Below are 11,901 nucleotides of genomic sequence, written 5' to 3'. Positions count from 1 at the left end.
TACGGGTCGTCGACCCCGGTCAGACCGGAGATCTCGCCCGCCGCCTGCTTGGCGTACAGGCCCTTCACGTCACGTACGGAGCACACCTCGACCGGGGTGGCCACGTGCACCTCCAGGTACGAGGTGCCCTCCGCGGCGTGCCGCTTGCGGACGGCCTCGCGGCTGTCGGCGAACGGCGCGATCACCGGGACGAGCGCCTTGACGCCGTTGCTCGCGAGGAGTTCGGCGACGAACCCGATCCGCTGCACGTTGGTGTGGCGGTCCTCCCGGGAGAAGCCCAGCCCGGCGGAGAGGAACTCGCGGATCTCGTCTCCGTCGAGTACCTCCACGCGGTGGCCCTCGGCGCGCAGCCGCTCGGCCAGCGCGTACGCGATGGTGGTCTTGCCCGCGCTCGGCAGCCCGGTCAGCCACACGGTGGCGCCCTGGTCGCTCACGCTCATCTGCTTGCTCTCCGTCGCGTTCGTAAGAGATATGGGGTCGGTCATCAGCCGTGCAGTCCGCACTCGGTCTTGGCCCGTCCGGCCCAGCGGCCGGCCCGTGCGTCCTCGCCCTCCGCCACGCGGCGGGTGCAGGGGGCGCAGCCGACGGAGGCGTAGCCGTCCATCAGCAGCGGGTTGGTCAGGACCCCGTGTTCGGCGACGTAGGCGTCCACGTCGTCCTGGGTCCAGCGGGCGATCGGGGAGATCTTGACCTTCTGCCGCTTCTCGTCCCAGCCGACCACCGGGGTGTTCGCCCGGGTGGGGGACTCGTCGCGGCGCAGGCCCGTCGCCCACGCGTCGTACGCGGTCAGGCCCTCTTCCAGCGGCTTGACCTTGCGCAGCGCGCAGCACAGGTCGGGGTTGCGGTCGTGCAGCTTCGGGCCGTACTCCGCGTCCTGTTCGGCGACCGTGCGGGTCGGGGAGAGCGTGATGACGTTGACGTCCATCACGGCCTCGACGGCGTCGCGGGTGCCGATGGTCTCCTCGAAGTGGTAGCCGGTGTCGAGGAAGACCACGTCCACGCCGGGGAAGGCGCGGGAGGCCAGGTGGGCGACCACCGCGTCCTCCATGGAGGAGGTGACGCAGAACTTCCCGCCGAAGGTGTCGGCCGCCCAGCGCAGGATGTCCAGCGGGGACGCGTCCTCGAGGTCGCGCCCGGCCTGCTCGGCTACGGCCTTGAGACCCGCGTCTTGAGCGGTGGTCATATCTCGTCCCCTCCAGCGGTGTCGGGCCGGACGCCCCGGGACAGCAGCCCGAGGTACTTCAGCTGGAAGGCCCGGTTGCAGGACCTGCACTCCCAGGCGCCGTGACCCGTCTCGTTCGGGAACAGGTCCTCGTCGCCGCAGTACGGGCAGTAGAACGGGGCCGCGCGCTCGCTCACGAGAGGTCCTCGTCCTTCGCACGGGTCACCCAGGCGGCGAAGCGCTCGCCGTCCTCGCGCTGCTCCTCGAAGCGCGTGACGACCCGCTCGACGTAGTCGGGCAGACCGTCGGAGGTGACCTTGAGGCCGCGGACCTTGCGGCCGAAGCCGGCTTCCAGGCCGAGCGCGCCGCCCAGGTGGACCTGGTAGCCCTCCACCTGGTTGCCGTCGTCGTCCAGGACCAGCTGGCCCTTGAGACCGATGTCCGCCACCTGGATGCGGGCGCAGGCGTTCGGGCAGCCGTTGATGTTGATGGTCAGCGGTTCCGCGAACTCCGGCAGGCGGCGCTCCAGCTCGTCGATCAGCGAGGCGCCGCGCGCCTTCGTCTCGACGATGGCCAGCTTGCAGAACTCGATGCCGGTGCAGGCCATCGTGCCGCGGCGGAACGGGGACGGCTTGACCCGAAGGTCCAGCGCCTCGAGCGCGGCGACGACGGAGTCGACCTTGTCCGCCTCGATGTCGAGGACGATCATCTTCTGCTCGGCGGTGGTCCGCAGGCGGCCGGAGCCGTGCTGCTCGGCGACGTCCGCGATCTTGGTCAGGGTGGCGCCGTCCACGCGGCCGACGCGGGGTGCGAAGCCGACGTAGAACCGTCCGTCCTGCTGCCGGTGCACGCCGACGTGGTCGCGCCACTGGCCGCTGGGCTGCGCGGGCGCGGGGCCGTCGGTCAGCTTGCGCTTGAGGTACTCGTCCTCCAGGACCTGGCGGAACTTGGCCGGGCCCCAGTCGGCGACGAGGAACTTCAGCCGGGCGCGGGTGCGCAGGCGGCGGTAGCCGTAGTCGCGGAAGATCGAGATGACGCCCTCGTAGACGTCCGGGACCTCGTCGAGCGAGACCCAGGTGCCCAGGCGCACGCCCAGCTTGGGGTTGGTGGAGAGGCCGCCGCCGACCCATACGTCGAAGCCGGGGCCGTGCTCGGGGTGCTCGACCCCGACGAAGGCGATGTCGTTGATCTCGTGCGCCACGTCGAGCAGCGGCGAGCCGGAGACCGCGGACTTGAACTTGCGGGGCAGGTTGGAGAAGTCCGGGTTGCCCACGATGCGGCGGTAGATCTCGTCGATGGCGGGGGTGCCGTCGATGATCTCGTCCTGGGCGATGCCGGCGACGGGCGAGCCGAGGATGACGCGGGGCGTGTCACCGCAGGCCTCGGTGGTGGACAGTCCGACGGCCTCCAGCCGCCGCCAGATCTCCGGGACGTCCTCGATCCGGATCCAGTGGTACTGCACGTTCTGCCGGTCGGTGAGGTCGGCGGTGCCGCGCGCGAACTCCTGCGAGATCTCGCCGATCACGCGGAGCTGCTCGGTGGTGAGCCGGCCGCCGTCGATGCGGACGCGCAGCATGAAGTACTTGTCGTCCAGCTCCTCCGGCGCCAGGATCGCGGTCTTGCCGCCGTCGATCCCGGGCTTGCGCTGGGTGTAGAGGCCCCACCAGCGCATGCGGCCGCGCAGGTCGTTGGGGTCGATCGAGTCGAAGCCCGTCTTGGAGTAGATCGTCTCAATGCGTGTCCGCACGTTGAGACCGTCGTCGTCCTTCTTGAACTGCTCGTTGCCGTTGAGGGGGGTGTGGTGTCCGACGGCCCACTGACCCTCGCCGCGGTGACGGCCGGTCTTGCGGCGCGCGGCGGCTGCGGGAGCTGCGGCTGCGGGCGTTTCGGGGGTGGCGGCCATGGCGGTACGTCCTTCTTCGGCGGCTCGTTGCAAGGGCGGGGGAGGGGCGGCGAGTGCCCCTGTGATCAGCCCTGCCGCTGAGCAGGTGCGGCCGATCGCCGCCCGATTTCCCGGTTGTGCCGGTGGTCAGGGCGGTGTTCTGCCTTCAGGGGACTGCGGGCGGCGGCGCCCCCGCTACGACGGTGTGCGGGGCGCTGTGCCGGGGCTGCGCGGCGGTGGCTGGTTCCGTCAGCGCGCCGAACAGATGGCGCTGGACATGCGGCCGAGGTCGACGTGCCGCCGACTCACCAAGGCAATTCCAGCTCCATTCATGACGGAAGCGTGTCATGGGCCGATTGGAGGAGTCCACTACTGTCCATTATTCGGACGATGTAGTCCCGCATTTCGAGACGACGTGATGCCGGTCACGTGGTGGGGGGTGCGGCGTCCGGCCGGAAGGCGCCACTCCGCGCCACCCGCCGCCCGGCCGGCGGCGCCGGAAGACGGGGGCGGGGCGGCGGCGCCCCGGGGAGCACGGGGCGCCGCGGGTTCCGGTGCGGGGTTACGCGCCCGGCCAGGGGCCGGGGGTGGGGGTGTCTTCCTTCTGTTCCGTCTCCGTCTTGAAGAGCTTGAAGCCGCGGCGCAGGTAGTTGTCCATCGCCGTCGGGCCGTCCTGGCTGCAGGTGTGGAGCCAGACCCGCGTCGTCGCCTCGCGCCCCGGCCAGCGGTCCGCCAGCGACCAGGCCGCGTCGACGCCCAGCGTCAGCAGGTGGCCGCCGATGCGGCGGCCCCGGAAGTCCGGGAGCAGACCGAAGTACATGATCTCCACCACGCCGTCCTCCTGCGGGTCGAGCTCCACGTATCCCGCCGGCGTCCCGCGCTCGTACGCCACCCACGTCTCCACGCCGGGACGGCCCAGCTGCTCCACCCACTGCGCCCGGGTCAGCGACAGCCGGTCCGTCCAGTGGATGTCACCGCCCACCGAGGCGTAGAGGAAGCGGCTGAACTCCGGCGAGGGGACCTCCGCCCGCCGGACACTGATCTCGGACCCCGGGACGGCCGCCCGGACCAGATCCTGCGGCGAGGCCATTTCCAGGGACCACGTGGTGAGAGTGAGGGTGCTCATGCGGGTCAGGGAATCACGCCGGCCCCCGCCCGGCCCAGCCGGGCCCTGACCACCGCCGGCGCCGTCGAGTGCGGCAGCAGCGCCGCCGGGTCCTCCGGGCGGATCAGCTCCACCTCCACGTCGTCCGCGAAGCGGTACGGGCGATGGGTCAGCACCCCGCCCAGGTGCCGCCGTACCCGGGACAGCTCGGCCCGCACCGTCACCGTGCGCGTCGGGTCCCCGAACAGCTCCGCCGCCAGCTCCGCCGCCGACCGCCCCCGCGGGCTCTCCGCCAGCAGGAACAGCAGCTCCGCGTGGCGCGGGCTCAGCTCCTGGGACCAGCTCCCGGCGGCCCCGTACACCGTCGCCGACCACGCGCGCGGCCGGCTCAGGTCCAGTACGACCCGGCTTGCCGCCGCGGACGTGCCCGGCGTCCCCGCGACGCGCAGCAGCCAGCCGCCCGGCAGCGGCTCCACCAGGCAGTCCCCGAGCTGCGCCACCCACACCCGGCCCGGCCCGAACCCCTTCGGCAGCGCGATCCGGTCCGCCGGCGCCAGCCCCGTGACCGCCGCCGTCCAGCCGTGCGGGTCCACCGCCAGGGCCTGTCCCGGCAGCCGGGCCAGCAGCGGGGACGCGACCGCCCGCAGCCGCTCCAGCGACTCCAGGTGCCGGATCCGCAGCTCCCGCTCCGCGAGCCGCGCGACCGAGGTCACCCACGCCAGCGTGGCCGGGTGCATGGTGGCCAGCGGCCCGCTGACGTCCACCACGCCCAGCAGCCGCCCGTCCCGCGGGTCCCGCACCGGAGCCCCCGCACAGGTCCAGTCGTGGTGGCTGGAGACGAAGTGCTCCGCCGAGAACACCTGTACCGGCTGCCGGGCCACCAGCGCCGTACCCACCCCGTTCGTGCCGACCACCGCCTCGTCCCAGTCGGCGCCCACCGCGAAGCCGAGCCGGTCCGCCTTGCGCAGGATCGAAGGGGCCCCCTCCCGCCACAGCAGCCGCCCCTCGGCGTCGGCGACGACCATGATGTGCAGCGCCGCGTCCAGGGCGGGCAGCAGCCCCTCGCGGAGCACCGGCAGGATCTCCCGCAGCGGCGAGACCTGCCGCCGCTCCTCGGTCTCGGCCGCCGACAGCATCCGCGAGCGCGCGTCCCGGTCCGGGTGCACCCCGCCGGCCAGCATCCGGCGCCAGGACTCGGCGATCTCCGGGCGGGGCTCCGCGGGCGGCCGGTCCCCGGCCAGCGCGGCCGCCCGTACGCCCTTGAGCAGACGCGCGGCCTCCCGCGCGTCCATGGCCGAGATGCGTGCCACATCGACCGTGCTGCCTGCGGTGTAGGTCACCGGAACCTCCCCGTGCGGAACGAAACGCAGAGAACGCAGAGAACGCAAAGAAACGCAGAGAACGCAGAGAACGCGAAGACCGCCGGGACCGCACGGAACACCGGGGACCCGGAGGACTCAGAGGGTTGCAACGGTATGCAACTCTCGCCAAGTCGCGGGCACCCGACCGAAACTGTCCGGACGTCGCCTCGCGGCGTGACAGCTCCTCCTCGGGGCTTTCGGATCAGGGGTGGTGCCGAGTCGGCGCGGCGCCACCCCTGCTCCCGGTCAGACGGGCCCGGATCCCGGCCCGGACCTGTTTGGGGACAGGACCCGGAACCTAGCCCGCGATCCGCGCCCGTTCGACCAGCGCACCCAGATGCAGGCTGTGCGGCAGCGTGCCGAAGGCCGCGCCCCAGTCGCCGCCCAGCCGCGAGGCGCAGAACGCGTCCGCCACCTCCGGCGGAGCCCACCGCACCAGCAGCGATCCCTGGAGCACGAGCGCCATCCGCTCCACCACGCGGCGCGCCCGCGCCTCGATGCCCTCCAGGTCCGCGAGCTCGGTCAGCAGCCCCTTGACGGCCGAATCCAGCCGGTGGTCGGCGCCGCGCGCCAGCCCCACCTCCCGGAGGAACGCGTTCAGCGCCATCGGCTCCCGCTGCAGCGCCCGCAGCACGTCCAGGGCCTGTACGTTGCCCGAACCCTCCCAGATCGAGTTCAGCGGGGACTCGCGCAGCAGCCTCGGCAGCCCCGACTCCTCGACGTAGCCGTTGCCGCCCAGACACTCCAGGGCCTCCGCCACCATCGGCGTACAGCGTTTGGTCACCCAGTACTTCGCGGCGGGCACCGCGATGCGCAGGAACGCCCGCTCCTGCTCCGTGTCGGCGTCGTACGCGGCCGCCAGGCGAAGCGCCAGCGTCGTCGCCGCCTCCGACTCCAGTGCGAGGTCGGCCAGGACGTTGCGCATGAGCGGCTGCTCGATGAGCCGTGCTCCGAAAGCAGAGCGGTGCTCCGCATGGTGGACGGCCTGCGTCAGCGCCTGCCGCATCTGTGCCGCCGAGCCCAGCACGCAGTCGAGCCGGGTCGCCGCGACCATCCCGATGATGGTCCGCACCCCCCGCCCCTCCTCGCCGACCCGCCGCGCCCACGTCCCGTCGAACTCCACCTCGGCCGACGCGTTCGACCGGTTGCCCAGCTTGTCCTTCAGCCGCTGGACCGCGAACACGTTGCGCGTCCCGTCCGGCAGCACCCGGGGCACCAGGAAGCAGGTCAGGCCGTCCCTCCCGGAGGGGGAGGCCTGCGCCAGCACCAGGAACCCGTCCGACATCGGGGCCGAGCAGAACCACTTGTGCCCCGTCAGCAGGTACTCGCCCGCCGCGTCCAGCGGCTTCGCCGCGGTCGTGTTCGCCCGTACGTCGCTGCCGCCCTGCTTCTCCGTCATCCCCATGCCGAACAGCACACCGGCCTTCCGCCCGGGCGGCCGCAGCCCCTGCTCGTACACGTGCGAGGTCAGCAGCGGCTCCCACTCGGCGGCCAGCTCCGGATCCGCCCGCAGCGCCGGTACCGCCGCATGGGTCATCGAGACCGGGCAGCCGTGCCCCGCCTCCGCCTGCGACCACACGAAGAACCCGGCCGCGCGGCGCAGGTGACCGGCCGGCCGTCCCCACGCGTCCGTCAGCCCGGCGCCCACCGCGTGCCCCAGCAGCCGGTGCCAGGCCGGGTGGAACTCCACCTCGTCGATCCGGTTGCCGTACCGGTCGTGCGTGCGCAGTTCCGGCGGGTTCTCGTTCGCCAGCGCACCCCACCGCTGGGCCTGCGCCGAGCCCGCCGCCCGCCCGAGTTCGTGGAGCTCTTCCCGTACCGCGCCGAGGAGTTCGGGCGCCGCGGCCGACAGGTGCCGCTCCACGCCCTCCCGCAGCGCCCGGTCGGTGCCGTAGACGTCGTGGCCCACCAGGGGAGGGGCCTGGTTGGTGACTGTGTGGGTGGTGGCTGCCATGCGGATACCGTAAGGACGTGCAGCCAGCAAAAGAAACACCCGAGCGGGTCCACGAGCGGGTCCCCGGGCGACTCCACCGGGCCCGTGCCCTGTACCGCAACGTCTCCAAGCGCAAGATGGCGTGGCTGCTGCTGAAAGACACCGTCAATTCGTGCATCGAGTACCGGATCCTCGGCCTGGCCGCCGAGGCGGCGTTCTTCACGCTGCTCTCGCTGCCGCCGCTGTTCCTCGGCCTCCTCGGCCTGCTCGGGTACGTCGACGGCTGGACGGGCGGCACCTTCGTGGCCTCCATCGAGGAGAACATCCTCAACGCGGTCGGCACCGTCCTCTCCGACCGCGGCGTCAACGACATCGCGAAACCGATGCTCGACGACGTCACCAAGGCCGGCCGCCCGGACCTGATCTCCCTCGGTTTCGCCTTCGCCCTCTGGTCGGGTTCGCGGGCCGTCAACGTCTTCATCGACACCATCACCGTGATGTACGGGCTCGACGGCCAGCGCGGCATCGTCAAGACCCGGCTGCTGTCCTTCCTGCTGTACGTGGTCGCCCTGGTGATCGGCGCCGTCGTCCTGCCCCTGATGGTGGCCGGGCCGGACGCGGTCGTCCGCTGGGTGCCCTGGAGCACCGAGGTGATCGCGGTCCTCTACTGGCCGATCGTCACCCTGCTGTCCATCGCCTTCCTGACCACGCTCTACCACGTGTCCGTCCCCGTGCGCTCCCCGTGGATCGAGGACGTCCCGGGCGCGCTCGTGGCCCTCGCCATGTGGGTGCTGGGCTCGTTCCTGCTGCGGATCTACCTCACCAACACCGTCGAGGGCCCGACCATCTACGGCTCGCTGGCCGCGCCCGTCGCCGTCCTGCTGTGGATCGGGGTGTCGGCCTTCGCGGTGCTCGTCGGCGCGGCCGTCAACGCCGCCATCGACCGCGTCTGGCCGTCGGTGGCCACCGCCGCGGCCCGCGAGGCCAACGAGCGGGCCCGCGAGGTGGAGGCCGCGCAGCTGATCGCGCGCGCCGCCGCGTGGCGGGCCCTCGCCGAGGGCGAGTCGGAGGACGACGAGGAGGGCGACGGTGCGATGCCCTCCGAGTTCCCCGAGCGCTGGTCGAAGTTCCTGCCGCCCGAGGACTACTCCTCCCGGCTGCGCAAGCACTGACCGCGGGCGGGCTCGGCGGGCCCGGCGGGCCCGGCGGGCGGTCCGCGGGCGGGCCCGGCGGGCGGTTGGCAGGCGGGCGCGGCCCGCGGGCGGCGGCGTAGCGTGGTGGCCGTGTACGAGGAGCGGACGTCCCCCCTGGTGCCCGGCGCGATCGTCTGGCGGCGCACCGGAGCCCCCGGCGGGCCCGTGCTGCCCGACGGCTGCATCGACCTGCTGTGGGTGGGCGGACGGCTGCTGGTGGCCGGCCCCGACACCGGCCCGCACCCCGCCGGGGAGGTCCCGGGCGGGTACTTCGCCGGGCTGAGGTTCGCCCCCGGCACGGCTCCCGCGCTGCTCGGCGTGCCGGCGTACGAGCTGCGCGACCGGCGGGTCGAGCTCGCCGACCTCTGGCCGGAGCCGCAGGTGCGCGCCCTCGCCGAGCGCATGAGCGCGTACGAGGACCCCGGCTCGGGACTGGAGCGGCTGGTCCGCGGCCGCGCGGCGCGGAGCGAGCCCCCCGACCCCCTCGCCGCACGGGTGGCGGCCGGGCTCCGCGCGGGGGAGTCCGTCGCCGCCGTGGCGGCGGCCGTGGACCTCGGGCCGCGCCAGCTCCACCGGCGCTCCCTCGACGCCTTCGGCTACGGACCCCGCACGCTCGGGCGCGTGCTGCGGCTCCAGCGGGCGCTGGAGCTGGCCCGGCGGGGGCTGCCGCAGGCCGAGGTGGCCCACCGGGCCGGGTACGCCGACCAGGCCCACCTCGCCCGCGAGGTGCGGGCGCTGGCCGGGACCACGCCGGGGGCCTACGCGGCGGCGAACAGGGAGACCCCGCAGCCGTCCGGGTCGAGCACGACCGCGTAGCGCTGCCCCCAGAAGGCGTCCCAGGGCTCCAGACGGCCCTCGTAGCCGGCGTCCGTCAGCTCGGCGTACACCGCGTCCACCTCGGCGGGGGACCCGCACAGGAATGCGAGCCCCAGCCGGTCGCCCCCGGCGGGGCGGGTCCAGGACGGGTCGAAGGAGCGGATCACGTCCTCCGTGTCCCAGCCGATCCGGAGCCCGCCGGGAAGGACGGCCTCCACGTGGGGCTGGTCCTCGGCCCCGGCCGGGAGGTCGAGGCCCAGACGGCGGTAGAAGGCGAGCGAGGCGGCCATGTCGGAGACGACGAGGCCGATCATGTCGAGTCGGGGCGCGGTTCGGGGAGTCGTTGGGGAAGTCATGCGGCCAGGCTAGGAGCGGCCGCCCCGCCGGTCTTGAACGAATCGGACATCGGCCCGGCCGGGGTGGCCGGAAAGAATCCGGAAAGGAAGCCGGAAAAAGAGTTGGCGTGCGCCGGAGGCCACTTGCTACGGTGATCGAGTTCCCGCCGATCCGCGCGGAACCGACCAGTACGTGCATGACCCGGAGGTGAGTTCATTGATGACTGTCGTCGCGCAGGCCGCTGCCCGCACTCAGAAGACCATCAATGTCACTTCCGTGGTCTCCGGCTGACCTCACACCTCTTCGCGCGCCGCCGAGCACGCGCTGCCGGGGCCACCCTGTGAAGGGTTCCCCTTGTCTTTCTCTTCTTCTCGTCCGTCTTCCTCCACCTCTTCTGCGTACGCGTCCGCCCTCGCCCCGTTCGGCTGGGACGAGGCCTGGGAGGCCGAGTTCGCCCCCCACGCCGAGCAGGGACTCGTGCCCGGCCGCGTGGTGCGGGTGGACCGCGGCCAGTGCGACGTCATGACGGCCGACGGCATCGTCCACGCCGACACCGCCTTCGTCACCCCGCACGACCCGCTCCGCGTCATCTGCACCGGCGACTGGGCCGCCGTCGAGGCGTCCGGCAACCCCCGGTACGTCAAGACGTACCTGCCGCGCCGGACCGCCTTCGTACGCTCCACCTCCTCGAAGCGGTCCGAGGGGCAGATCCTCGCCGCCAACGTCGACCACGCGATCATCGCGGTCTCCCTGGCCGTCGAACTGGACCTCGGCCGCATCGAACGCTTCCTGGCCCTGGCCTGGGAGTCCGGGGCGCAGCCGCTGGTCGTCCTGACCAAGGCCGACCTCGTACCGGACCCGGTGACGCTCGCGCACCTGGTCCAGGACGTGGAGACCACGGCGCCGGGCGTCGGCGTCCTCACCGTCTCCTCCCACACCGGGGAGGGCACGGACGTGCTGGCGGCGATCGTCGCCGGCGGCACGAGCGTCCTGCTCGGCATCTCGGGCGCGGGCAAGTCCACCCTGGCCAACGCGCTGCTCGGCGCCGACGTCATGGAGGTCCAGGCCACGCGCGACGCGGACGGCAAGGGCCGGCACACGACGACCACCCGCAACCTGCTGGCGCTGCCCGGCGGCGGCGTCCTCATCGACACCCCCGGACTGCGGGGCGTCGGCCTGTGGGACGCCGGGACCGGGGTCGGCCAGGTCTTCTCGGAGATCGAGCAGTACGCGGCCGACTGCCGCTTCCACGACTGCGCGCACGAGGCCGAGCCCGGGTGCGCGGTGCTCGAAGCGCTCGAGAACGGCGAGCTGCCGGAACGGCGCCTGGAGAGCTACCGCAAGCTGCTCCGGGAGAACCAGCGGATCGTCGCCAAGACGGACGCCCGGCTCCGCAACGAGATCCGCCGGGACTGGCGGATCAAGTCGGCCGAGGGCCGGGCCAATTACGCGGCGAAGCGCACCGGCCGCTACTGACGCCCGACCCCGGGTGCCCGGACGCCTGTCCCCTCCCCCGAGGAGGGCAGACGTCCGGGCCCCGTACCGGGCCCGCCGCCGGGGTCAGGCCTCGTCCAGGCCCCACGCGAACACCCGCTCCGGGTGGATCCGGATCACCTCCGGGCTGAAGTGCGGGCCCAGCGCGTGCGGGCCCACCTCCAGCGTGGCGCGGCCGCGGATCTCCACGCCGCGGACCTTCCACGGGCGGGTGCTCGCCAGATCGTCCACCACCAGCGAGAGCCTCGGGTTCTTCCCGAGGTTCCGCCACTTCTTCGTCGACCCCATGGCCATGCCGCCCACCAGGACCGTGCCGTCCTCCTGCGGGAAGAACCCCACCGGATTCGCCTGCGGCTGCCCGGCAGCGTCCACCGTCGCCAGCCGCCCCAGCCGCTGCGACCGCAGGTACGCCAGCTGCGCCTCGCTGAAACCCTCGAACTCCGTCATGCCGTCCAGCCTGGCAGCGCCAGGGACCACCCGCATGGGGCCCGCGGCCGAGCGGACGTGGATCCATGGCCCTAGGTCGTGTCCGCAAAGTCCCGCCTGTCCCGCGACGCCCGGCACGCGCTCTCGGCGCACCGGGCGAAATCCCGAGTACGTCCAGTACAAGGGCTTCCGC

Annotated in this window: 13 protein-coding genes; 3 read left to right on the top strand and 10 right to left on the bottom strand. The window is 73.0% G+C overall.

All coding sequences use genetic code 11. The features are described from left to right. The 8 genes from cysC to ACFY1T_RS35495 all read right to left on the bottom strand — a co-directional run. On the bottom strand, nucleotides 1-440 hold a 440-nt coding region (cysC, locus tag ACFY1T_RS35530), incomplete at its 3' end, for an adenylyl-sulfate kinase (protein WP_390791868.1). A 44-nt stretch (nucleotides 441-484) separates the two neighbouring features. Then, nucleotides 485-1,183: a phosphoadenylyl-sulfate reductase gene (locus ACFY1T_RS35525; protein WP_030858030.1), complete on the bottom strand. Its 699-nt coding sequence runs from the start codon at nucleotides 1,181-1,183 to the stop codon at nucleotides 485-487. After that, the gene (locus ACFY1T_RS35520) at nucleotides 1,180-1,359 is read right to left on the bottom strand and encodes a hypothetical protein (protein WP_390791866.1); all 180 of its coding nucleotides are present in this window, start codon (nucleotides 1,357-1,359) and stop codon (nucleotides 1,180-1,182) included. Before ACFY1T_RS35520 ends, ACFY1T_RS35525 begins: the two co-directional genes overlap by 4 nt. Next, entirely contained in the window at nucleotides 1,356-3,065 is a 1,710-nt protein-coding gene (locus ACFY1T_RS35515) for a nitrite/sulfite reductase (RefSeq protein WP_390791865.1), read from the bottom strand. The genes ACFY1T_RS35520 and ACFY1T_RS35515 overlap by 4 nt, the downstream gene beginning before the upstream one ends. 228 nt (nucleotides 3,066-3,293) lie before the next feature. Continuing rightward, nucleotides 3,294-3,377, bottom strand: a complete 84-nt coding sequence (locus ACFY1T_RS35510) for a putative leader peptide (RefSeq protein ID WP_351782709.1) — start codon at nucleotides 3,375-3,377, stop codon at nucleotides 3,294-3,296. Between the two features lie 229 nt (nucleotides 3,378-3,606). Next, nucleotides 3,607-4,170 (bottom strand): GNAT family N-acetyltransferase, encoded by a 564-nt coding sequence (locus tag ACFY1T_RS35505; protein WP_390791864.1) that lies wholly within the window; start codon nucleotides 4,168-4,170, stop codon nucleotides 3,607-3,609. Between the two features lie 5 nt (nucleotides 4,171-4,175). Next, nucleotides 4,176-5,441 carry a GAF domain-containing protein gene (locus ACFY1T_RS35500; protein ID WP_390791867.1) on the bottom strand — a complete coding sequence of 422 codons (1,266 nt, stop codon included), beginning with the start codon at nucleotides 5,439-5,441 and terminating at the stop codon, nucleotides 4,176-4,178. Nucleotides 5,442-5,808: 367 nt separating this feature from the next. Then, on the bottom strand, nucleotides 5,809-7,464 hold the full coding sequence (locus tag ACFY1T_RS35495; RefSeq protein WP_390791863.1) for an acyl-CoA dehydrogenase family protein: 1,656 nt from the start codon (nucleotides 7,462-7,464) through the stop codon (nucleotides 5,809-5,811). A 17-nt stretch (nucleotides 7,465-7,481) separates the two neighbouring features. Here ACFY1T_RS35495 and ACFY1T_RS35490 point away from each other — a divergent pair, with 17 nt between their 5' ends. Both ACFY1T_RS35490 and ACFY1T_RS35485 read left to right on the top strand, forming a co-directional pair. Further along, nucleotides 7,482-8,615 (top strand): YihY/virulence factor BrkB family protein, encoded by a 1,134-nt coding sequence (locus ACFY1T_RS35490; protein WP_229335918.1) that lies wholly within the window; start codon nucleotides 7,482-7,484, stop codon nucleotides 8,613-8,615. A gap of 111 nt (nucleotides 8,616-8,726) precedes the next feature. Next, nucleotides 8,727-9,452 carry a helix-turn-helix domain-containing protein gene (locus ACFY1T_RS35485; RefSeq protein WP_390791862.1) on the top strand — a complete coding sequence of 242 codons (726 nt, stop codon included), beginning with the start codon at nucleotides 8,727-8,729 and terminating at the stop codon, nucleotides 9,450-9,452. Here the strand turns inward: ACFY1T_RS35485 and ACFY1T_RS35480 are convergent. Beyond that, complete coding sequence (locus ACFY1T_RS35480) at nucleotides 9,395-9,808, bottom strand: VOC family protein (protein WP_390791861.1); 414 nt, start codon at nucleotides 9,806-9,808, stop codon at nucleotides 9,395-9,397. The two genes, ACFY1T_RS35485 and ACFY1T_RS35480, sit on opposite strands and share 58 nt — an antisense overlap. A gap of 334 nt (nucleotides 9,809-10,142) precedes the next feature. Here ACFY1T_RS35480 and rsgA point away from each other — a divergent pair, with 334 nt between their 5' ends. Next, a complete protein-coding gene (gene rsgA, locus ACFY1T_RS35475) occupies nucleotides 10,143-11,264 on the top strand; it encodes a ribosome small subunit-dependent GTPase A (RefSeq protein ID WP_390791860.1) in 1,122 nt (373 codons plus the stop codon). Nucleotides 11,265-11,348: 84 nt separating this feature from the next. On the opposite strand, the gene ACFY1T_RS35470 is transcribed toward rsgA, so the two are convergent. Further along, nucleotides 11,349-11,729, bottom strand: a complete 381-nt coding sequence (locus ACFY1T_RS35470) for a PPOX class F420-dependent oxidoreductase (RefSeq protein ID WP_030858053.1) — start codon at nucleotides 11,727-11,729, stop codon at nucleotides 11,349-11,351. Nucleotides 11,730-11,901 lie beyond the last annotated feature (172 nt).

The organism is Streptomyces sp. NPDC001194, from assembly GCF_042896985.1.
GTDB lineage: Bacteria > Actinomycetota > Actinomycetes > Streptomycetales > Streptomycetaceae > Streptomyces.
This window is presented reverse-complemented; position numbering and strand designations above follow the sequence as displayed.

Excerpts from the sequence above, each read along its gene's own strand:
- ACFY1T_RS35525 (WP_030858030.1), bottom strand. The coding sequence starts at position 1,183 with ATGACCACCGCTCAAGACGCGGGTCTCAAGGCCGTAGCCGAGCAGGCC.
- ACFY1T_RS35515 (WP_390791865.1), bottom strand. The coding sequence starts at position 3,065 with ATGGCCGCCACCCCCGAAACGCCCGCAGCCGCAGCTCCCGCAGCCGCC.
- ACFY1T_RS35510 (WP_351782709.1), bottom strand. The coding sequence starts at position 3,377 with ATGAATGGAGCTGGAATTGCCTTGGTGAGTCGGCGGCACGTCGACCTC.
- ACFY1T_RS35505 (WP_390791864.1), bottom strand. The coding sequence starts at position 4,170 with ATGAGCACCCTCACTCTCACCACGTGGTCCCTGGAAATGGCCTCGCCG.
- ACFY1T_RS35500 (WP_390791867.1), bottom strand. The coding sequence starts at position 5,441 with ATGGACGCGCGGGAGGCCGCGCGTCTGCTCAAGGGCGTACGGGCGGCC.
- ACFY1T_RS35495 (WP_390791863.1), bottom strand. The coding sequence starts at position 7,464 with ATGGCAGCCACCACCCACACAGTCACCAACCAGGCCCCTCCCCTGGTG.
- ACFY1T_RS35480 (WP_390791861.1), bottom strand. The coding sequence starts at position 9,808 with ATGACTTCCCCAACGACTCCCCGAACCGCGCCCCGACTCGACATGATC.
- ACFY1T_RS35470 (WP_030858053.1), bottom strand. The coding sequence starts at position 11,729 with ATGACGGAGTTCGAGGGTTTCAGCGAGGCGCAGCTGGCGTACCTGCGG.